The sequence below is a fragment of the Paenibacillus pinisoli genome (assembly GCF_003605435.1).
GTDB classification, from domain to species: Bacteria; Bacillota; Bacilli; order Paenibacillales; family Paenibacillaceae; genus Pristimantibacillus; species Pristimantibacillus pinisoli.
In genome coordinates this window covers 42,255-63,147 of record NZ_QXQB01000001.1, presented here as the reverse complement: position 1 = coordinate 63,147, position 20,893 = coordinate 42,255, and the positions used below count along the sequence as shown (strand labels likewise).

The 20,893-nt window shown below is 50.0% G+C and carries 22 protein-coding genes; 18 read left to right on the top strand and 4 right to left on the bottom strand.

What is annotated here, in order from left to right; translation table 11 throughout:
• Window positions 1-123: 123 nt before the first annotated feature.
• From D3P09_RS00345 to D3P09_RS00315, 7 genes are all read left to right on the top strand, one after another.
• Window positions 124-2,190, top strand: a complete 2,067-nt coding sequence (locus tag D3P09_RS00345; RefSeq protein WP_120106063.1) for an Ig-like domain-containing protein — start codon at window positions 124-126, stop codon at window positions 2,188-2,190.
• A gap of 162 nt (window positions 2,191-2,352) precedes the next feature.
• On the top strand, window positions 2,353-2,736 hold the full coding sequence (locus D3P09_RS00340) for a hypothetical protein (protein WP_120106060.1): 384 nt from the start codon (window positions 2,353-2,355) through the stop codon (window positions 2,734-2,736).
• A 107-nt stretch (window positions 2,737-2,843) separates the two neighbouring features.
• Complete coding sequence (locus D3P09_RS00335) at window positions 2,844-4,994, top strand: YhgE/Pip domain-containing protein (protein ID WP_120106058.1); 2,151 nt, start codon at window positions 2,844-2,846, stop codon at window positions 4,992-4,994.
• 97 nt (window positions 4,995-5,091) lie between these two features.
• The gene (locus D3P09_RS00330; protein WP_120106056.1) at window positions 5,092-5,562 is read left to right on the top strand and encodes a hypothetical protein; all 471 of its coding nucleotides are present in this window, start codon (window positions 5,092-5,094) and stop codon (window positions 5,560-5,562) included.
• Between the two features lie 88 nt (window positions 5,563-5,650).
• Window positions 5,651-6,139: an RrF2 family transcriptional regulator gene (locus tag D3P09_RS00325; RefSeq protein ID WP_120106053.1), complete on the top strand. Its 489-nt coding sequence runs from the start codon at window positions 5,651-5,653 to the stop codon at window positions 6,137-6,139.
• Window positions 6,140-6,194: 55 nt separating this feature from the next.
• The gene (locus tag D3P09_RS00320; RefSeq protein ID WP_120106050.1) at window positions 6,195-7,115 is read left to right on the top strand and encodes an NAD(P)/FAD-dependent oxidoreductase; all 921 of its coding nucleotides are present in this window, start codon (window positions 6,195-6,197) and stop codon (window positions 7,113-7,115) included.
• A gap of 49 nt (window positions 7,116-7,164) precedes the next feature.
• Entirely contained in the window at window positions 7,165-8,058 is an 894-nt protein-coding gene (locus tag D3P09_RS00315; RefSeq protein WP_120106048.1) for a class I SAM-dependent methyltransferase, read from the top strand.
• A gap of 38 nt (window positions 8,059-8,096) precedes the next feature.
• Here D3P09_RS00315 and D3P09_RS00310 read toward each other — a convergent pair whose 3' ends face one another.
• Window positions 8,097-8,411 carry a copper amine oxidase N-terminal domain-containing protein gene (locus D3P09_RS00310; RefSeq protein WP_120106045.1) on the bottom strand — a complete coding sequence of 105 codons (315 nt, stop codon included), beginning with the start codon at window positions 8,409-8,411 and terminating at the stop codon, window positions 8,097-8,099.
• A gap of 55 nt (window positions 8,412-8,466) precedes the next feature.
• Between D3P09_RS00310 and D3P09_RS00305 the strand changes: the two genes are divergently transcribed.
• Window positions 8,467-9,039, top strand: coding sequence for a TetR/AcrR family transcriptional regulator (locus tag D3P09_RS00305; RefSeq protein WP_120106042.1), 573 nt, complete (start codon window positions 8,467-8,469; stop codon window positions 9,037-9,039).
• Window positions 9,040-9,059: 20 nt separating this feature from the next.
• Window positions 9,060-9,923, top strand: coding sequence for a phosphotransferase family protein (locus D3P09_RS00300; protein ID WP_120108414.1), 864 nt, complete (start codon window positions 9,060-9,062; stop codon window positions 9,921-9,923).
• A gap of 118 nt (window positions 9,924-10,041) precedes the next feature.
• Here D3P09_RS00300 and D3P09_RS00295 read toward each other — a convergent pair whose 3' ends face one another.
• A complete protein-coding gene (locus D3P09_RS00295; protein ID WP_120106039.1) occupies window positions 10,042-10,617 on the bottom strand; it encodes a dihydrofolate reductase family protein in 576 nt (191 codons plus the stop codon).
• 229 nt (window positions 10,618-10,846) lie between these two features.
• On the opposite strand from D3P09_RS00295, the gene D3P09_RS00290 reads away from it, so the two are divergent.
• The 3 genes from D3P09_RS00290 (at window position 10,847) to D3P09_RS00280 (ending at window position 13,531) form a co-directional block, all read left to right on the top strand.
• A complete protein-coding gene (locus tag D3P09_RS00290; RefSeq protein WP_120106036.1) occupies window positions 10,847-12,118 on the top strand; it encodes an MFS transporter in 1,272 nt (423 codons plus the stop codon).
• A gap of 119 nt (window positions 12,119-12,237) precedes the next feature.
• The gene (locus D3P09_RS00285; protein ID WP_120106033.1) at window positions 12,238-12,732 is read left to right on the top strand and encodes an SMI1/KNR4 family protein; all 495 of its coding nucleotides are present in this window, start codon (window positions 12,238-12,240) and stop codon (window positions 12,730-12,732) included.
• Window positions 12,733-12,736: 4 nt separating this feature from the next.
• The gene (locus tag D3P09_RS00280) at window positions 12,737-13,531 is read left to right on the top strand and encodes a hypothetical protein (RefSeq protein ID WP_120106030.1); all 795 of its coding nucleotides are present in this window, start codon (window positions 12,737-12,739) and stop codon (window positions 13,529-13,531) included.
• A gap of 94 nt (window positions 13,532-13,625) precedes the next feature.
• Here D3P09_RS00280 and D3P09_RS00275 read toward each other — a convergent pair whose 3' ends face one another.
• Window positions 13,626-14,249: a hypothetical protein gene (locus D3P09_RS00275; protein WP_120106028.1), complete on the bottom strand. Its 624-nt coding sequence runs from the start codon at window positions 14,247-14,249 to the stop codon at window positions 13,626-13,628.
• A gap of 203 nt (window positions 14,250-14,452) precedes the next feature.
• Entirely contained in the window at window positions 14,453-15,043 is a 591-nt protein-coding gene (locus D3P09_RS00270) for a DUF4358 domain-containing protein (RefSeq protein ID WP_120106025.1), read from the bottom strand.
• Between the two features lie 213 nt (window positions 15,044-15,256).
• Between D3P09_RS00270 and rpiA the strand changes: the two genes are divergently transcribed.
• The 6 genes from rpiA (at window position 15,257) to D3P09_RS00240 (ending at window position 20,801) form a co-directional block, all read left to right on the top strand.
• Complete coding sequence (gene rpiA / locus D3P09_RS00265; RefSeq protein WP_120108413.1) at window positions 15,257-15,922, top strand: ribose-5-phosphate isomerase RpiA; 666 nt, start codon at window positions 15,257-15,259, stop codon at window positions 15,920-15,922.
• 138 nt (window positions 15,923-16,060) lie between these two features.
• Window positions 16,061-16,387: an ArsR/SmtB family transcription factor gene (locus tag D3P09_RS00260; RefSeq protein ID WP_120106022.1), complete on the top strand. Its 327-nt coding sequence runs from the start codon at window positions 16,061-16,063 to the stop codon at window positions 16,385-16,387.
• Window positions 16,387-16,785 carry an SRPBCC family protein gene (locus D3P09_RS00255; RefSeq protein WP_120106019.1) on the top strand — a complete coding sequence of 133 codons (399 nt, stop codon included), beginning with the start codon at window positions 16,387-16,389 and terminating at the stop codon, window positions 16,783-16,785. The genes D3P09_RS00260 and D3P09_RS00255 overlap by 1 nt, the downstream gene beginning before the upstream one ends.
• Window positions 16,786-16,822: 37 nt before the next feature.
• Window positions 16,823-19,081, top strand: coding sequence for an ATP-binding cassette domain-containing protein (locus D3P09_RS00250; protein WP_120106016.1), 2,259 nt, complete (start codon window positions 16,823-16,825; stop codon window positions 19,079-19,081).
• 28 nt (window positions 19,082-19,109) lie between these two features.
• Window positions 19,110-19,817 carry an FAD-dependent oxidoreductase gene (locus tag D3P09_RS00245; RefSeq protein ID WP_120106013.1) on the top strand — a complete coding sequence of 236 codons (708 nt, stop codon included), beginning with the start codon at window positions 19,110-19,112 and terminating at the stop codon, window positions 19,815-19,817.
• Between the two features lie 168 nt (window positions 19,818-19,985).
• Window positions 19,986-20,801, top strand: coding sequence for an EcsC family protein (locus tag D3P09_RS00240; RefSeq protein ID WP_120106010.1), 816 nt, complete (start codon window positions 19,986-19,988; stop codon window positions 20,799-20,801).
• Window positions 20,802-20,893 lie beyond the last annotated feature (92 nt).

Below are 20,893 nucleotides of genomic sequence, written 5' to 3'. Positions count from 1 at the left end.
GCATGTGACACGCTTCGACAGAAACATTTTCCTCTCTCAAATCGTTAAAGAGTTATTCGCTGGCTCGCATCCGATTACGGAGTGATTGATGTTCCAGCAAAAACTTATGGGAGGACTGCAATTATGAGGAAAATCGCTCTTGCAATGCTTGCACTAACCTTACTGCTTGGACTGGCAATTCCGATCGCGGGAGCGTCGTCGCTCACGACGGAAGAGAAGTTCCAGGTGCTCAAGCAGAAAGGCATTATGACTGGATTTGAGGACGGCTCATCCCGCCTCTACGAATCCATGTCACGGGAACAATTCGCTACTGTACTCTACAAGCTGCTTGAACTGCCGCAATCCGGTTCAACGCCAAGCTATGTGGATGTGCTCAAGACACGCTGGTCTTACAATGCAATTCAAGCGGTACGAGGCGCAGGCCTGATGGTTGGCAAAGGGGATAACAAATTCGCGCCGACTGCTCCGGTGAAGGTGGAGGAGCTGGCCGCCATCCTGCTTAAAGTAAACAATACCCCATCCAATTCGAATATTTCGTTCACTGGCAAAGTATCCTCCTGGGCCAAGGGAGCGGTCGGAACCGCACTTAGCAAGGGCTGGATCGAGCCACGGAATGATTATACGGCCAACGCTACGCGCGCTGTGCTTGTAGATGCGGTCTATGCCTTATATTCCGGCTGGGATACTGCTCTCGATGTGAGATCGGTAGAAGCGGTAGACATCCAGCTGGTAAGAGTTAACTTGAAGACAAAAATCGATTCAGTAGATACATCCAGATTCTCGCTTAGGGATGACCGTGGCAACTCGGTGCAGGTCGTATATGCGTCCGTGGCAAACGATGGATTCTCCGTATTGCTTTCTACGGGCTTTCAAGCGGAGAACCGCACCCATTATTTGACGATTGACGGCAAGTCGTGGACGTATACTTCAACCAAGTCGGATACGACGAAACCGACGATTACCGCTTTTGAACGATTGGGCGCTCGCGTCTATGTGTTGACATTCTCGGAGCAAGTAGACTCGGGAACAGCAACGAATGCGAACAACTATTCCTTCTCCGGCGGCCTTAGAATTACATCGCTGCAGCTGTCTTCAGACAAGAAACAAGTGACGCTAACGACTTCCAACCAGACGAATAATACACGTTACTGGCTGACAGTCAAAAACGTCAAGGACCTCGCCGGCAATGTGATGGACACTCGCAACGACTTGTCGGTCGTCGGCAATGACGATGCAACGAAACCTACAATCATCGAATCGGAATTCAAAGTGAATACGGATGCATCATTAACGATCAAATTCAGTGAACCGGTCAAGAGGGAAGTAGCTATACAGACAGGTCGCTACAGCATCAGCGGCTTGTCCATCGTATCCGTAAGTCTGGACACAGAAGGACGCACCGTTACGCTGCGGACTTCCGCACAGAAGGACAAAACGGTATACAGCTTGACGGTATCAGGCATTCCGGATCTGGCCGGCAATGTAATGGATACGAAGACAGGACTGTTATTCGGGGGCATCTCCAATCCTGTCCTGCCGGTGAAGCTGCAAAGCATTGCGGCTATCAATCAAAATACAATTGAGATCTCGTTCGACAGAGATATTAGCGATGCGGACGTGAATGCTCTTGGTGTAGCCATTCTGAAAGACAATGGCAGCAGCATCAACAATAACGGATGGAGCAAATATGCGGTGCGCAAGGCAGGCACGAACCGTGTTGTCATAGTTCAGCTCCGTACCGGTACTGATCCCAATCCGAACCTGTTCCAAGCAGGCCATGTCTATACGGCAAGAGTAACTGGCGTAACCTCGCTTCACACACTAGAAGCTGCGAATGAAACGACATTTGCAGGTACGGTAACCGCCAATGATCTGCCTTACGCGAAGCAAGTCGTTGTGCTGAACCGTTCGACGATCAAAGTCATCTTCAGCGAGCCTGTGAAAAATGTGAGCGCGCAATACTTCACATTGAAGGAGCGCGACGGGGATGCTGTGGCAATCTCAGGCGATGATCTGAACAATTCGAACGCGATCGTTACCGAAGTGACGCTCAAGCTGTCCAAAGACTTAACGGCAGGGAAAGTGTATGAACTCGGATTTAAACCGGGTATCACAGACTCGGCAGGCTTCAACGGATGGAAAACGAAAAACGGCAACGAGGATATTAATATCTTGTTCACAGGAGTATAATATCTCCTTACAAATAAGGCAAAAAGCAGCCATCTTCAACGATTGGCTGCTTTTTGCTGTGTCAGGGGCGGCTGAAGACAATCATTAAGCGCGGGTGGTCTAAAAGGTTGAACGGTATCATAGAATCCTAACTGTTGTTACTAAAAATGGGAGGTATTAGGAATGAAGAAAAAACTTGTTGTTACTTTAGTAAGTGCGGTTATGTTATTGGGGTCTGTATCTTATGTATTTGCTGCCACGTATACATCAACCGCGACCGTGACAGGCGGATCTACGCCAATGACCAAAAGCGGTTCTACAATTCCGGGCGGGCATAAATATGCCAAGCTGACATGTACAGGCAGCGGTTCTCAGGTAGCTGGCATGTGTACCGTGATGCAGGGAACGAATCACGTTGTGTCGGAAGTGATTGATACAACGAACAAAACAAAAACAAATGATGTCTATCTTGCTGGCGGCAAACAATATCATGTTGTTGTCAGCTACGTGGATGAATATACAAATACCGGCGCTACTGTGAAAGGTACTTTGACTTACACTGATTAATATCGGCATCACGATTGGACAGAAGTGAAGGGCCGCGAAGATGTTGATGTGTAGATTTGCTCTTATCCAGCTATACTAAGACAAGCAATTTTTAGGAGTGGATACATATGGGGCATATCTGGGCGATCTACATGAGGGATCTTCGCGGTATTTTTCGGAATCTTGCTGCTTCTGTCATTATTATCGGCCTTGCATGCCTGCCATCCCTGTACGCATGGTTCAACATCAAAGCTTCCTGGGATCCATACGGCCAGACCCATTCGATCGCAATTGCGGTTGTGAACAAAGATGAAGGAGCCGTACTTCGCGATACGCCGATTCATGCCGGGGATGAGATTGTAGCCTCCTTGAAGGAAAATAAGCAGATTGGCTGGGTATTCGTTGAGGAACGCAAAGCGATGGAAGGCGTCATGCATGGGGACTATTATGCCAGCATTACGATTCCATCGGATTTCTCTGCCAAAATGGCTACTGTGCTAAGCGATAATCTTCAGCAAGCGGAGCTGGATTTTGCCGTCAATGAGAAGATTAATGCGGTATCTCCCAAAATTGCCGAGAAAGGGGCAAGCGGCATTGTCGAGCAGGTTCGCGCCAGCTTCGTCAAAACGGCGAATGAGACGATCTTCCGCATCTTTGCCCAAATTGGCATTGAGCTCGAGGAGAACAAGCCTGCGATCGAGCATGTGCGCAGTGCCGTCTTCCAATTAGAGTCGCTTATCCCGGCGATCAATGAAGCGATAGCCACGGCGGCAACAGATATCGAAAAGTCCAAGAAAATCGCCAGTACCGTTCAGGCTGAGCTGCCCAAGGCTGCCCGTCTTGCAGAGGAAGGGGAAGCCTTTACGGTACAGCTAGGGCAATTCTTCGACCAGAGCGGCTTGGCGCTGGATCAGGCTGGGCCGCTTATCAAACAAGACCTGCAGCTATTGCTCCAGTCTGCTCGTTCCATGGAGGAGCTAACGAATATTTTGCAGGATTCATCTATTGATCCTGAGGATGTGCGGGCTCCGCTTGAGCTTGCGGGAAGACGCTTAACAAGCGCGGTGACCGTGACAGACGGCTTGATCAGATTGCTTGAACGAGTGAACAAGCTTGCGGAAGGCAAGCTGCTTGCGTCTGCCATTGTTGAATTGCAGGGCGTGCATAGCCGGTTTCAGCAGCAGCTGTCCCTTGTCCAGCAAATCAGCAGCGCTATCGAGCGCGGGGAGAAGCCAGCGCAATCGCTGGTAGACAGCTTAAGCGCCTTATCGAAGAAGGCTGCTGCAACGCTCAGCGATCTGCTGGGTCGTTATGACAGCGAGCTATTGCCAGCTGTGAAGCAAGCCGGCCAGCGAGCGAAACAAGCCGCAGCAAGGGCTGGAGCGGTATTGGGAGATGCGAATAAGGCTATGCCATCGGTTGTAACTATCGTCAATGATGCTGTTAAAGGGATAGAGCTAGGGAGCCGGGAGCTTGGCAAGATTCAAGCGAATCTGCCGGCAGCGGAGCAGAAGCTGAGAGATGTTGCCGCCCGTATTCGGAGCTTGGAGAAGGAAGGCAATCTGGATGAGCTGATTGATCTGCTCAAGAACGACGCAGAGCGCGAAGGGGCTTTTTTTGCAGAGCCAGTCGTATTGAAGGAGAACCGTCTTTTCCCCATTCCGAATTACGGATCGGCAATGTCGCCGTTTTTTACGACATTGTCCTTATGGGTTGGAGCCCTGCTTCTGGTGTCGTTGCTGACGGTGGAGGTTCATCATGGCGAGCACGAATACCGCAGCTATCAGATCTATTTGGGCCGCTACCTGACTTTCTTGTCGATCGCTATCGTTCAGTCTCTTCTAGTGACTTTAGGCGATATTTGGCTGCTGAAGGCTTATGTCGCCAATCCTGTCTGGTTTGTGCTGTTCGGCATTCTGCTTAGCAGCATCTTTATGCTGATCGTATATACGCTCGTATCCATATTCGGGAATGTAGGCAAGGCGATGGCGATTGTCCTGCTTGTGCTTCAGCTCGCGGGATCTGGCGGGACGTTCCCGATCCAGGTGACGCCTCCGTTCTTCCAGGCGATTCATCCGTTCCTGCCATTCACCTATGCGATCAGCATGATGAGGGAGGCGGTCGGCGGCATTTTATGGGATATCGTCCTGCGCGATTTGCTGGTGCTGGCTGCATTCGCAGGAGTGGCGCTTCTGCTTGGACTTGCCCTTAAGAAATGGATTAACCGCTATTCAACCAAAATGGTGGAGAAAGCAAAGGAGAGCGGCTTGATCCATTAATCCATGAATGGCAATTGGCAAAGTAATGCAACCAGAACCTCCTTTCATGCGTTTAGTTGATGTGGAGAAATTAGTGTTTGCTTGAGGGGGTTATGGGATGCGCTTGCCCGCTGTACGGGGTATGGGTTTCTTGGTGCTGGGGACGGCCTTAATGCTGATGACATCATGCGGCAGTACAGAGGTGATTCGGCATTACGAAGTGTTCATGAGCGATTCGATGGAGAGGAATGAAGAGGGGGATTTTGAGACAGCAGGTTATTCAAAAGCTAATGCCATTACCACGACGGAATCCCGAAAAAGCTTACTAAGAACCGATGTAAAGATGATTGAAGATTTTTATGATTTGGAGGGCAATTATATCAAGACAGAAATTTCACATACACGAAGTCATATGTCTGAGATTTCCATTACGGACGGAGGATTCCGGCTCAAGAAGGAGCTTCAGGAACCGGCGACGATCTTCATTCCTGAGGATGTATCCGGAAGCTACAGCAAGAAGGATATGACTGATGATGAAGAAGAGATTCTGAAGGAGCATGTGATGACTTATATGAAGTTGCTTGATTAATGCTGAAAAAAAGGATTGCAAAATAGAAGCATTTCGTTTATTGTGGACATTATAGGTCGATAATAACGAGAGAGGGGAAGGAGGAGCCATGCAATATTCGAAAAGCACGGATTACGCTTTGCATGCGCTATTGCATCTGGCCATCTCGGAACGCCGCCAGAACGTCGGCATTAAGGAGCTGTCCGCATCACTGGGCGTATCCGAAAGCTATCTGTCCAAGATTATGTCAAAGCTGAGACAGGATGGGATTGTGCGTGCCGTGCCGGGAGTGAATGGCGGCTATGAGCTTGCGCGGCAAGCCGATCAAATTTCATTTCTCGATGTCATTCAGGTGATTGAAGGAAGGCAGCATATGTTCGAATGCTCAAATTCGAAATCCAAGCAGCATCAATTCTTGGCAGAAGAGGAAGGCGGCGAGCTTGACGAGCCATGTCCTCCGAAGGGCAATGGATGCCTGGTCGAGCAAGTGATGATCGGCGCGGAGCAGCATCTGCATCAATACTTGAGTGATCACACCATCCAGAATATCGTAGACAAAGCCAATAAGCAATGCATTCAGGACCATAACAAGAAGTGATACGCTTCTTGCGCTTTAATTATGGATATTAAAGATCTATGGAGGTAATGATAAAATGACAACAAACACAAAGGTTTTAGATGCAGTTATTATCGGCGGAGGTCCGGGCGGCTTGAACGCCGCTCTGGTGCTAGGCAGAGCCCGCAAGCATGTAGCGGTCATCGATGAAGGGCGGCCGCGCAACGCCGTGACTCATGCCGGCCATGGCTTCCTCACAAGAGACGGGATCAGCCCATCCGAATTCCGTTCCATTGCCAAGGCTGAGATCAGCGCTTATCCTTCCGTCTCGTTTGTTGAGGATAAGGCAGTCTCGATTACAGGAGCAGACGGACATTTTAGGATCAAAACCTCTCAAGGCATTCAGCTTGAAAGCAAAAAGGTGATGTTTGCTGTCGGGATGAGAGACCGGTCCCTGCCAGTACCAGGACTTGCGGAGGTCTATGGCAAAAGCGCGTTCGTATGCCCGTATTGCGACGGCTGGGAGCTGCGGGATGAGCCGCTTGTTATTATCAATAAAGGTCCGGAGATTGTTCATTTCGCTCCCGTGATTTCGGGATGGACGGACCGCTTCACCATCTGCACGAACGGTCCTGACGGTCTGACGGATGCCGAGCGCGAGTCGCTGCAGCGCAGAGTGCCGCTGTATGATTCTCCGATCCGCAATATCCAATCTGTAGACGGCATTGTGCAGGAAGTGATTCTGGAGGACGGAACGTCCATTCCATGCAGAGGCATCTTCTTCAAGCCTGACCTGGAGCTGGGATCGGACTTGCCTCCATCTATCGGTTGTCAATTATCAGAGGAAGGACATGTCGCGGTTGACGCCTTCGGCAAGACGAGCGTTCCCGGCATATACAGCGTAGGAGACATGACCTCGCGCATGCATCAGAAGATTATCGCCGCGGCTAACGGCGCGGTTGCTGCAGCAGCTTTAAATAATGAGCTGAATATGGAGAATTGGTCGAAAAACGGTTGATTCGAATGGAGAGAATATCATAAGAGCTGTCTTCAAGGAGGAGATTGATATGAACCAACTATTTGATGAAGCTTTATGGGAGAAGGAATGGAAAACCCGCGGCGATACGATGGTCAATACGATGAGAAAGGCTGGTGTTGACCCTGCCAAAAGCTTTGATCCGAAAGCCCAAATCTTCAACGAGCAGTCTTTCAATGAAGAAGGGAGAAAAAGAAGCGCGCGAATCTTGAATTGGATAGAAGGCCAAGGCGTTCAATTCAAGGATGCAACCGTTCTGGATGTGGGCGCCGCTTCCGGCGTGTTCACTGTGCCTTTTCTGGAGCGGGGGGCACGGGTAACGGCTATTGAGTCTTCTCTTCCTCAAGTTGAACTCTTGAAGGAGAACACAGCAGCTTTCACGGAGCAGATGGCAGCAATCATCCCGGAGCCCTTTGAAGATATAGACGTGCGGGAAAGAGGCTGGACAAAGGCGTTTGATTTTGTTTTTGCCTCGATGTGCCCTGTAATCGTCGATTGGGAGAGCGTAGAGAAGCTGCTCCTTAGCGCCAAACAATATTGTTACATCAGCATGCCTGTGAGCATTCCCGAGAGCAGCTTAACCCGTGAATTGTGGCCGGTTCTGACCGGCCAACCCTTCAAATCGAAGCCGCTGGAGATGGGGTACCTGCTCCATCTGCTTTATCTCAAGGGGTATTCCTATGAGTCGCTCATTACAAGGGAAGAGAAGGAGACAGAAATGTCTCATGCGGAGGCGCTGCAGGAAATGCTGAAGAGACTGCCCAAGCTCGGCCTCCCTGGGGATGAGCGCAATCAGGGACTTATAGCCGATTATTTGAAACAAGCGTATCCGACAGGAAAAGTTACGGTGAAGCAAGGCGGACGCTTTGGCAAAGTGCTGATTCGATTGGACAATGAGAGGATGTACGATCGAGGAGAAGCATAATGGAGAAGAAGCCGGGATCATGTCCCGGCTTCTTTAATTTACTTTGGCAGCGAGCCTTCCAGCCAAATGATATGGGCTTGAAATCGCAGCTGCTTGAGGTCCAGCGCTGTCAGTGTCGGCAGGCCATTTTTTGTTGCAACTAGGACTAGGCGTGAATCGGCGTTCCAGCTGACCTTCGCGCCGAAGGCTTCGAGCACAACCCGAGCAGGGATATACGCCCGGCCTTTGCTTAATATCGCTTGAACTGATGATTTTTGGACAGTTCCATTGATGGAAATGAGATCTTGGTAACCGTTGAGGTTGGTTGTTTGGGTGGGGGAGTTATCCATTTGTGCGTTGACAAAATGACCCATTCAAAATAACATACGTTATATAACTAGTGTTATACAACGGAGAGGAGAGTCATAAGTGCCGCCAAAAGCTGAGCTTACCAAAGAAAAGGTGTTATCAGCCGCATTTGAGCTAGTGCGAAAGAATGGGCTTGAAGCACTGTCTGCCAGGAACGTCGCAGAAGCGATCGGATGCTCGACGCAGCCGATCTACAGCTTGTACAGCAGCATCGACGAGTTGAAGGAGGGGGTGTACGATAAGGCGACTGAATTTGCGCGTGAAGCGATGCTTGCTTATCAAGACCCTCATCATTCACCGGCATTAAATGTGACGATAGGTTTTCTTTATTTTGCGCAGGAAGAGAAATATCTGTTCCGGACATTGTACTTAAGCGGCTACAAAACCTACAATCCGCATACGGATGAATTTCTCGGGGAGGAGCTGACCACCCGCTACATGCGGTACAGCAAGCGGCTTAATATGGTGTCTGATGAGCAAATAAAGAGAATTTTCCTCAAGCTGATGATCTATCTGATCGGTATCGGGACGCTGCTTAATACCCGTACGCTGGAGCTGGACATGGATGTGGCGACCGAAATGATACGAGAGATGTATGAGATGCTGCTGCTGAAGGAAGGGATCACCTACTAATGGGCAAAGGGGAGTATGCCATGGCTGTTCAAATCGGCAGGAAACTGGCGGAAGGCGGATGTGCGGAAGTATTCGAATGGGAAGAGGGCAAGATTGTCAAGCTGGCAAAGCCCAATACGAATGAATGGGCTCTTCAGAGAGAGCTGAATCATTGCCGAATCGCAAAAAGCTGCGGACTTCCTGTGCCAGACGTATATGGGCTCGTTCATTGGAACGGCCGTCCTGGCATCGTATTCGAGCTAGTAGAGGGAGAATCCCTGATGACGCGTTTTGTCGATCGCGCTGTATCGGCACTTCATCCAGAAGCCGCGGCAAGCGGGGGCAACTACGATTATCTAGGTGCCGGGATTACAGCAAAGCTATTGCATCAGGTTCATCAGCAATCGGGGGCGGGTATGCCTGAGCAGCGTGAGAACCTGGTGTATGATATCCGTCGCACTTCTTATTTGTCTGAACATGAGCATGACGCCATTATCGGATACCTGGAACGCTTGCCTGCCAAAAAGCAGCTCTGCCACGGCGATCCGAATCCGGGCAACATCATGCTGCGCCATGATGATGCATGGCTGATCGACTGGAATAACGCCTCGGTCGGCAACCCTGAAGCGGACTTAGCGGAATATATACTCATGATCCGGTATGCCATATTGCCTTCTCATTTGCCAAAGGAATTAAATGCAGTATTGGATGCAGCCAGGGAATCTGCCATTCAAAGGTTCATAGAGGAATATGAGAGCCTCTCCGGCATCGGTTACGCGGAGATTGAACCATGGCTGCCAGTTATTGCAGCGCGCAAGCTATGTGCGGATGCCATAAGCGAAGAGGAGAAGGAGTTCCTAATTCGTGAAGCCAGAAGCATCTTCCATAATACATCTCATGCATGATCCGGTTAAGGAATATAGCAGGTAGGTATTTGATATGTGACCATAAGAAAACCGCCTTTGTGAAAAGGCGGTTACTTGTGCTATCATCTCCCGATAGCGTAATCACCTAAAGTGAAGGTCATCTTACTGTCTGATACGCGAGACCTATGGCTCCAGAATCAAAGGTCTTGTTTTCGACTAGCTTAAGATTAACCTTCTCCGTCAGACCTTGGAATAACGGCAATCCCTTACCGATCAGGACGGGAGAAACCGTAATTTTATACTCATCGATTAAATCAAGCTGCATAAGCTGGTGTGCGAACCTTGGACTGCCGAGGATGACCATATCCTTCCCCGACTGCTGTTTGAGGTTATTGATCACTTCCTCGACATCTTCTTTCACGAGTCTGGAATTATTCCATTCGACTTTCTCCAGCGTCGTAGAAAAAACGATTTTGGCTGTCTTTTCAATCCACTCGGCATGATCCCGTTCATGCTGCGAAGCTGATGGGTTGGAAGGAACAGAAGGCCAGTAACTGTGCATCATCTGATAAGTCCCGCGACCCCAAATGACCGTGTCGGCCGTACTCAGAATTTCTTTCGCGTGTTTCTCCAATTCAGCATCGTAGGAAACCCAGCCAATATCCATTTCACCATTCGGCCCTTCTACAAAACCGTCAAGCGATGCGTGTAGAAATAGAACGAGTTTTCTCATTTTCAGTTCTCCTTTGTTCATCAGCGAAATCTACATTATAGATTTACTACATTTTAGCATAATTCAAACTGGGTTGTTTCTTATGGATTGCGATTCACAGAATATTCGTTCCTAATCATTAATCCCACTTTTTAAATATTTTACTTTAAAAATATGAATAATCGATTATAATAGATTTTACCTGCTTTTTTGGGGTCAAATCATTGGTGATAGATGGAGCTCGAATGTGATGGTTAATCGTTCATTTTATTATTTATGGGGTTCGCAGTCTTTGTCCAATACGGTGGACGTTCTCTATTTGGTGGCGCTCACGACGCTTGTGCTGGAGCGGACGAATTCGATCTTTTTTGCGACGATGGTGCCGTTTTTGCGGGTCGCCGCACAATTCCTTAGCGGGCTGGCAGCCCCGCTGATGATCGTCCGGTACAGGCTGCCATTCCTGCTGACGGTATCTCAGCTTGGGCAGTTTCTCTTCTTTGGAGCGATGGCTTTGTATTTGTCTCCTATGGCCCAAGGGGAGTCCTTGATTCCTGTATATGCACTCATTCTGTTCATCTCGTTCCTCGACGGCTGGACCTCGCCTGCCCGCAACGCCTTGATACCGCGGTTGGTACATGATGACAGGCTTCTGAAAGCCAATGCGATGGTCGCTACAACAGACCAGATCATTCAATTCGCCGGTTGGGCGGTAAGCGGCATTCTGGTCGCAGCGTTCGGCCCATTCCCGGTCCTGCTGGCAGTCGCAGCCGGATATGGCGTTGCCATGGCGGTAACGATGCTGATCGAAGATCCGACGGAGACTAAGAGGCGGAGCCTGTGGGATGTGCGTACAGGAATTGCCTCGGCAGACGGAAGTGAGGCGAACGCTCCTTCCAGATGGGACACCTTGAAGGAAGGCTGGGTTGTGTTATGGCAATCCAAGCGGCTGCGCTCGATGACCTTCATGGATGTTACCGATGCGCTCGGCAGTACCGTATGGATTGGCGCATTTATGCTTGTCTTTGTAAAAGAAGTGCTGCTTAAAAATGAAGACTGGTGGGGGTATATCAATGCCAGCTATTTCGCCGGCACTGTCATTGGCGGCTTCCTGGTCATCGCTCTCGTCAAGCGGCTGGAGAAACGGCTGTTCCTGTTCATGCTCATAGGCATGCTTGGCTACGCTCTGTGTACAGCATTGTTCGCTATCAATACGATTGCGCCTCTGGCGCTGCTGATCGTGCTTGTCACCGGGCCTTTCACTGAGCTGTCGGCTGTATCGCGCAGAACGCTTATTCAGAGAAGCTGCACGAAGGATCAGCTGCCCAAAGTATTTTCCGCGCAAGGCACATTGCTCAATTTGTTGTTCGGCATATCCTTGTTCGGCATGAGCTTTATTGCAGAAGTGCTGGGCATCGTCAATATGTATCTGATTGCTGCAGCGATCAGCGTGCTGGCCGCCGGCGTCGGATGGTGGAACCGCAAAGCTTTTGCGGAGGATCGCGCAGAAGATTCATCGCTATAGAAGAAGATAAGGAAGCCTTGGGCTTCCTTTTTTGATTTTGATTCTACAATCTATCATTCTATAATGGAAATATAAACAAGAGACATTGGTATTTTTGGTAAATGATCAGGAGGCAGAATATGGCTAAGAAGATGGAAGAATTTATAGCTTGGGCTCAAGAAAACGGTTGGGACTTAACCAGGAAATCAGAGATTCAATTACATTTAGACAGCAGCATAACGGCTAGATATAATAAAATCCCACCGGAGTATATGGATTTTTTAAGCATAGTTGAAAAATGTATTTCGCCAAATGAGATGACATGGTTTATAGGTGAGAATGAGTTCAATCATCGCTCAGATACTGAATTTAAATGGAATGAATTCGAGTTGATCAGCTTGGAAGCGGCAGCGGATGATCCTAAATGGCAATCAGAAATAACTGCGTGGTGGGATAATTACTTGCCGATCGTCATGTCCGTTGATGGCGGGTATTCTTACTATGCCATTGATTTAACCCATGATAGGGGCGCTATTGTACGCGGATATGAACCTGAGTTCGAAGAGGTTGAAAAAGCAGCCGATGATCTTGAGCATTTCTTTGAATTAATCATGTCGCATTCATTGGAGGTGTAACACAGTGGATAAGAAAGCGAAAAAAATTCTGATGCAAACCTTCTGGACCTCCCAGGGCTGGAGAAGCAGCCATGCGCCATTCTCTGGAGAGGACTTCGAATATGCGAGGAGCCATGGGCTTATGTTCGACCCGCTTACGATCCGGCATGATGAGCTGATCAGCAGGTTGAACGAGCTGCACATTATGATTCCGAAGGAAAGGGTCGCAGCCGCTTTCCTGCATAGTCTGTCCGCCAGAAAGGTGCATCTGCGCAGCGCGCTGTCGAGCTGGGCGCTAACCGCTGAATTGCCGCTGCATACATATGGGGAGCAGCATGTTGCCCTCCCGGGCTATAGCAGCTGCGGTCATTGCGACAGCAATAAGCTGATGTCGGATGCTGATTATACGAACGCCGATCTCAACGTATTGAATTTCGAACGGGTCAAATGGGGAGGCATTCGGCTCAATCATCTGCTCTATTGCTGGCTTGATCTCGAGCTGCTGAGCCGGGAAGAGGAAGCGGCCGTGCAGGAGGAAGATGTTGCTATTCTGAAAAATTTGCTGCAAGCTGCAGAGTCCTGCACGGAGCAAGAAGGACCGCGAAAGCTGGAGAAGCGCTGGAAGGATTGCTTGCCCTCCAGCAAAAATGAACGGGATGTGCTCATGGAAGTGCTGGGCTTTGCCGGTGTTCTTGCGGCAAAGGATACGCCGCGTACGCGTAAGGGATGGGATTCGGATTTTGTCTCGATGGCGGTATGGCAAGGGAGTGACGGATACTCACAGGAGAGGGCCAATCACTTTTTTGGCGGTTTTATGTAGGACCGGAGCAAGTGAGTCATACATTAGCTTTGCGGGTCACCCATCTTGCAATATTGGCGGGCATTCGTTGCTTGGGAACGAATGCCCGCGTCTGTTATCGTTCGCAGCCTAGTTCGGCCAGCATGAGATTCCATTGCTGAAACGGGAATGCCGTATTGTCGGATTGCCGTAGGGAATAAGCATCGTCACCTTCAACAATCCAGCCGAAAGGCTCACGGCAGACCCACGTGCGGTCGATACTCTCCCATTCCTCTTCAGCTTTAGCCATGCTTTCCTCGAACCATTCCCGCAATTCGGATTCGGTATAGAGTCCAGATGCTCTTCGCATCTCCAGCTCCCAAGCCGATATGTCTTGAAGCTCATCCATACTCTGGAGACTGACAAACCTGCGGAGCAGGAGGGCAGGAATCCAAGACTCGAGCTCATGTTCTTCCGCAATTCGACCCACGATCGTCTTATATTCACTCCATCTCAGCACATTCGGGTGGAATTGAGCTTCATCATCCCAAGCAATCTCAATCTCTTCTTCAGCCTCATCCTGAAAGCTGAGCGAGATGTAAGCAAAGTCATCTCCGGGATCCAGAAGCAAGGCATGGTCATCTGTCAGTTGAAAATGAATAGGGTTATCCTCCAGCATCTCATAGCTGAAGTCATCCTGAAGCCCCCAATGATAACGGTCCCAAAACGTTCTGGAGTAAAACAGCTCTTTCGGCATCATATATCCCACATCCTTTATCCATATTTCCAGTTAAAACTATATACCCGCCAACTGCATGCAAGGTTTCATATTCGCTGGCATTATTTAACCCCGCTTCGTGACACCAAGTTCTCCCCATATTAAAAAAGACGCATCCCTTCCTCCATTGTATAGAGGATGGATGCGTCTTTATTCTTACGCAGATGCTGGTCGTAGAGCACAAGTTAAGCTTTGGCCGCCGCTTCCTTGAAGGCCTTCTCCAGCTCATCGGCTTTCTCGGAAATCAGGAACAGGACGTAATCGCCTTCTGTGGCGATTTTATAGTTCTGAGCGAGCTTATAGGGTTCCGGCAAATAGTTCTCGAACATTCTCTGTACGTCTGCCGCGCGCTGCTCCATGCTTTTTTTGATTTCAGCGATATCTTTGTTATCCTTCACTTTGACGATGGCAATCTCGTTGGAGCTGAGATTGAAAGCCGGTGTTTTGATCGTAAATTCATCAATCAGGTCGGTATCGATGACATAATAGGTGTCAATATCGTCTTTGGTCAGGTCCATAAGGCCTGGTTGTTCTATTTTGTCCAGCATGGCTTTCATGATTTTATCGGTAGACGAATCGGCTTTGTTGTCATCCGGCTTTTCGGTATTGTCCGGCACATCGGACGGGCTTGGGCTCGGCGTCGGGCTTTCGCTTGCGATTGGCGTATTAGTTGCTGGCGGCGTTGCGCCATTATTGTTGCTATTGCCGGAGCATGCGGTCAGCAAGCTGCCAAGCAATGCGGTGACGACGAGAAGAGACATAGCTGTTTTTTTCATGGGGTTAATCTCCTTGTTCTGAAATTCTAATAATCGGAGCTCTTCGATTACGACCTATTGACGACATTTCAATTTGAAATGTTGCAGAAAACCAAATATTTGTATGCGCAGCATAGTGAAGAGAGCAGCAGTAATAGTCAAATAAATATGATTTCTTTGCAATTATTGGATTACAATAATAGGTGAAGAATGAAGAGCAGGGGGGCAACTATGATGGAATCCAAAAGAGCTGCAGCGGAGCAGGCTGTGGAGTATGTACAGGACGGCATGATCGTTGGATTGGGCACGGGATCGACAGCATATTGGGCGATTCAGAAGCTGGGCAGTAGAGTGAAAGACGGCCTTGGCATTCAGGCGGTGGCGACTTCTGTTCAATCTGAGCAATTAGCCCTTGAGCTGGGCATTCCGGTTCTGTCTCTATCCGATGTGTTCGAGATTGACTTGACGATCGATGGAGCGGATGAGGTCGATAGCGACTGGAACTTGATCAAAGGCGGAGGCGGCGCACTGCTGCGCGAAAAGATCGTGGCAGCCGCTAGCAAAGAACTTATTGTGGTGGTAGATCATACGAAGCAGGTTCAGAGGCTGGGGAAATTTCATTTGCCCGTAGAGATTGTATCGTTCGGAGCTGGCCAGACTCAGAGGAAGCTGCAGAAGCTGGGCTGTATTCCGAGTTTGCGACTCCACCAGAACAAACCGTTTATAACAGACAATGGCAACTACATTGTGGATTGTGATTTCAAGGAGATCAAATGCGCGGAGGAGCTGGAATCTTCGATTAACAGGATTCCGGGTGTGGTGGAGAATGGCTTATTCATACGGCTCGCATCTAAGGTTATGGTAGGATACCCGAATGGCTCTGTGCAGGAATTAGGGTAGGGAGTTCATATTGTTATATTTGCCAAATAGTCGTGCAAGCTATAATCTGTTGACACGCCACCAAACGGTGTCCTATAATCAATTCGTCACCATATGGTGTCCAATTATGCATTTTACTAACAATTAGGTGAGGGTATAGTGATCGAAAACAACGAAATGCGGGATGTATTTGACGCGATAGCCGATCCGACGAGGCGCCAGCTGATCCATTTGCTTGCTCTCGGAGAGGAGCAGCCGCTTCATGAGCTGACGTCACAATTTCAGATGGGACGAACCGCTGTATCCAAGCATTTGACGGTTCTCAAGGAAGCAGGACTGGTTCATGACCGCAAGGTCGGCAGAGAGACGCGATATACACTAAATCCCGCTCCGCTTCGCGAAGTGCAAGATTGGGTAGCGTTCTACAGCAAGTTCTGGAGTGCAAATATGTTAAGGCTTAACCAACTATTAGAGGAGGACGAATGATGAGTTTGGCATTAAACCTGGATTTTCAGTATAAGACTACGATCGAGAAGCTTTGGGCTGCGGTTACGGATTCCGAGAAGCTGGAGAAGTGGGTATTGAAAAATAACTTCAAGCCGATCGTAGGGTACAAATTTCAATTCCGCGCAGAGCCGAATGAGTATTGGGATGGCGTCATTGACGGTGAAGTGCTTGCCGTGGAACCGCCGAATCGCTTGTCCTACACATGGGCTGTAGGCGACGAGAAGCACACGGTCGTATGGACGCTGCAAGAGCTGGAGGACGGAAAGGTTAATCTTCATCTGGAGCAGACCGGATTCTCCAATCCACATGGTCTGGCAGGCGCGAAGCATGGCTGGAGCCAGTGGAGCGGCGAGCTCGAGAAGCTGTTGGCGGAATAATAAACTAGCACTTTTTTGATAATGGAAGGATGTTAAGATGAGCGAATTGAACCAGCAGCATATCGTCATTTTGGGCGCAAGGGAGAACAATCTCAAAAACGTATCCTTACGCATTCCTAAGCGGAAGATTACGATATTCACCGGTGTGTCCGGATCCGGCAAGTCTTCCATTGTATTCGATACGATTGCAGCAGAGTCGACGCGCTTGCTCAATGAGAACTTCAGCATGTTCGTGCGCAATTTCCTGCCGCGCGTGCCGCAGCCGGATACGGATGCAATCGAGAATCTGAGCATGGCGGTCATTGTGGATCAGAAACGGCTCGGTGGCGGCTCCCATTCTACAATGGGCACCATTACGGATATTTCGCCGATTTTGCGTCTGCTCTTCTCCCGAATCGGACAGCCCCATATCGGAGGCTCGCATCTGTTCTCCTTCAACGATCCGCAGGGCATGTGCCCCGAGTGCAACGGACTCGGCCGCAGGCTGGGGATCAATATGAGCAAGGCAGTAGATATGACGAAATCGCTGAGAGAAGGGGCAATCATGCTTCCTGATTACTCGGTGGACAGCTGGGATTGGAATATACTCGTACAGTCCGGCTCCTTCGATCCGGACAAGAAGCTAAGCGATTATTCGGATGAGGATCTGGAGCTGCTGCTGCATGGCAAAGCGAGAAAGGTGAAGATGGATTTTGCGGGCAAAGCAACGAACATTACCGTGGAAGGCGTCATTGAGAAATTCGCCAATAAGTACATCAAGCAGGACGTGAAGACCAAATCCGAGCGGACGCAAAAGGCGGTTGCGCCATTCATCTCGGAGGGGTCTTGCTCCACCTGCAACGGCGCCAGACTAACTCAGGCAGCGCTTGGCTGCAGGATTAACGGGCTCAATATTGCGGAGATGTCCGCGATGGAGGTCGGCCAGCTTATCCGCGTCATTCGTGAAGTTGACGATTCAATAGCAGCGCCGATGATCAAGTCGCTTGCTGAGAGGCTCCAGCATCTGGCAGATATCGGACTGGATTATCTCACATTGGACCGTGAGACAGATACGCTGTCCGGCGGCGAATCGCAGCGTGTGAAGATGGTGAAGCACTTGAGCGGCAGCCTGGTCGATGTCACGTACATCTTCGATGAGCCAAGTGTCGGCCTTCATCCTCGCGACGTGCACAGGCTGAATGAATTGCTCCAGAAGCTGCGCGACAAAGGCAACACCGTCATTGTTGTCGAGCATGATCCTGATGTGATCAAGGTAGCGGACCATATCGTGGATGTCGGCCCTCACGCCGGAAGCCGAGGTGGCACGATCGTGTATGAAGGCAGCTATTCCGGCTTGCTGGAATCCGGTACGCTTACAGGCGATCATATGAAGCGACCGCTCCAGCTGAAGCAAGCATTCCGAAAGCCAACCGGCAGCCTCCCGATCGAGCATGCTGCCTTGCACAATCTGCGCGATGTAAGCGTGGATATTCCAACCGGGGTGCTTACCGTCGTAACCGGCGTTGCAGGCTCTGGCAAGAGTACGCTGATCAATGAGGTATTCCTGAGCGAGCATCCGGAAGCGATTGTGATCGACCAATCGGCGGTTGGCGTCTCGACCCGTTCCAATCCGGCAACCTATACCGGCATTATGGATGATGTCCGCAAAGCTTTTGCGACGGCCAACAAGGTGAACCAAGGCTTGTTCAGCTTCAACTCCAAGGGCGCTTGTGAGAATTGCCAAGGGCTCGGCGTTGTATACACTGATCTTGCGTTCCTCGAAAGCGTGAAGCTTCCTTGCGAGGTATGCGGAGGCAAGCGTTTCAAGGAAGAAGTGCTGGAATATAAGCTGAATGGCAAGTCCATTGCAGATGTGCTGGCGCTGACTGTCGAGCAGGGCTTGGAGTTCTTCGAGCTCAAAGAGGTTGTTCGCAAGCTGCAAGCGCTCAGTGATGTAGGCTTGAATTATATCACGCTTGGCCAGCCGCTCAGCACGCTCTCCGGCGGGGAATGCCAGCGCATCAAGCTCGCCAGCGAGCTGCACAAGCAAGGCAGCATCTACGTCATGGATGAGCCGACGACAGGCCTTCATATGTCGGACATCGGCCAGCTGATGGGAATTATGAATCGGCTTGTTGATGCAGGTAATACGGTGATTGTGATTGAGCATAATCTCGACGTCATCAGCCAAGCGGATTGGTTAATCGATATGGGCCCGGATGGGGGCAGCAAGGGCGGCCAGGTTGTGTTCGAGGGCGTACCTTCAGAGATCATCAAGGCAGAACAATCGATTACAGGCAAATACTTGCAGCAATAAAGCATACGGTTGGAAGGGGATGAGGAGATTGGGTTTCTTGCAAGATGTGCTCTCCATGTTCAAAAAGAGGGAGCTGGCCTTAATCGCCAGCAACAAGGAAGCGGACGGCGTCTATACGTTTCTCTTCGAAAAAGGCAAGGATATGAACTGGCAGCCAGGACAATATGGACTGTTCACTATTACGCATAAGAAAGTAAAAAATCCGACAAAACCGTTCAGCATTGCATCTGCTCCTTCAGAAAACGCAGTCAGGCTTACGATGCGGATTGGCGACGCGCCGAGCGAGTTCAAAAAGGCGATGCTGGAATTACAGCCAGGCATGACCATCAAAATGACCGGTCCGGTAGGGTCTTTTTCCTTGCAGGACAGCAGTCCTTCGCTGCTGATTGCTGGCGGCATCGGCATTACGCCATTCCGGGCGATCGCGAAGCAGCTCGAAGCGGAAGGAAAACGTAACGGGCGTCCTGTCCATTTGCTATATCTGGATAGCGAGGGCTTTTATCCGTATAAGGAGGAGCTTGAATCGATTGAAGAACGCACTTCGCTGCGGATTACGTATTTGCAATCGCGGGACGCATTGAATCAGGAGATCGACAAGTTCGCCGGCGAGCATAAGGGCAGCGGCAAATACTTTGTTGCAGGGCCTAAAGGCATGGTGGATTCGATCTCGGAGTATGTGCAGAAGAACGGGGTTTCTAAAGCGAATATTAAAAAAGATGCCTTTTTCGGATACTAGAGATGATCAGCGTCTGCCTCCTAAGGGCAGGCGCAGACGAATCGATAACGATGGAACGGATACGTTGGACGGCGTTATCCGTTCTTTTTTGCATTTTATGAAACGTTGCAGCGCTTTTCGCAGTATGTATGGCATCAGATTATTTCCTGAAGAGGTGTCCATGATCCAATGACGAATATAGATGCTGTAGAAGAGTTAAGAGCTCAGCTGATGCTGATCGAAAAGTGGGAGCAGGAGCAGAAGGATTTGTTTTTCTGGGAAAAGCTTGGCCGGCTGCCTTTTGCTTTGCTGGACCGGATTACGCCGAAGTTCATTCAAGAGAAAATCGGAACGGCGCTGGACGAGCTTGGAAACTATGTTCAGAGCGGCGGGCAATATCTGATCAGCAAGGAGCAGATGTACCGCAAGTTTTTCCCGAATGGGGAGCAAGACGAGGCAGCTGCCTTGGAGAGGATCAGCCAGCTTCCGCTCGGTAAGATGGACAAGATGGCGGACAGCATTATGGAGACGGGGACCAAGACAGCGACTCTGCAGGGAGCAACGACGGGCTTTGGCGGCTTGTTCACGCTTGCCATCGATATCCCGCTGCTGCTCGGCATCTCGCTTAAAGCGCTGCAGGAGATCGCGATCAGCTATGGCTATGATCCGACAGAAAAGTCGGAGCGAATCTTTATAGTGAAGTGTCTGCAATTTTCCTCGTCCGACATCGTGGGCAAGAAAGCGATCCTAGATGATCTGGCCGCCTTCCAATCCGGCGAGCGAAGCGGGCAGGTGATGTCCCAGCTGGAGGGCTGGCGCGAGGTGATGCTCACGTATAGAGACAACTTCGGGTGGAAAAAGCTCTTCCAGATGATCCCGGTCGCAGGCATGCTGTTCGGCGCTTTCTTGAACCGATCAACGCTGCGGGACGTCGCGGAGACGGGCAAAATGATGTACCGTAAACGGAGAATCCTGGAGAAGCTGAAAGCTGCGGGGGCGGAGTAACATAGGGGATGAGAGCAGGAAGCAGCATGGGGAGCGTGCTGCAAGCCGAGAAAATCGGATTAGAGTGAGGGCAGCGCAGTCGGTGCGTACTT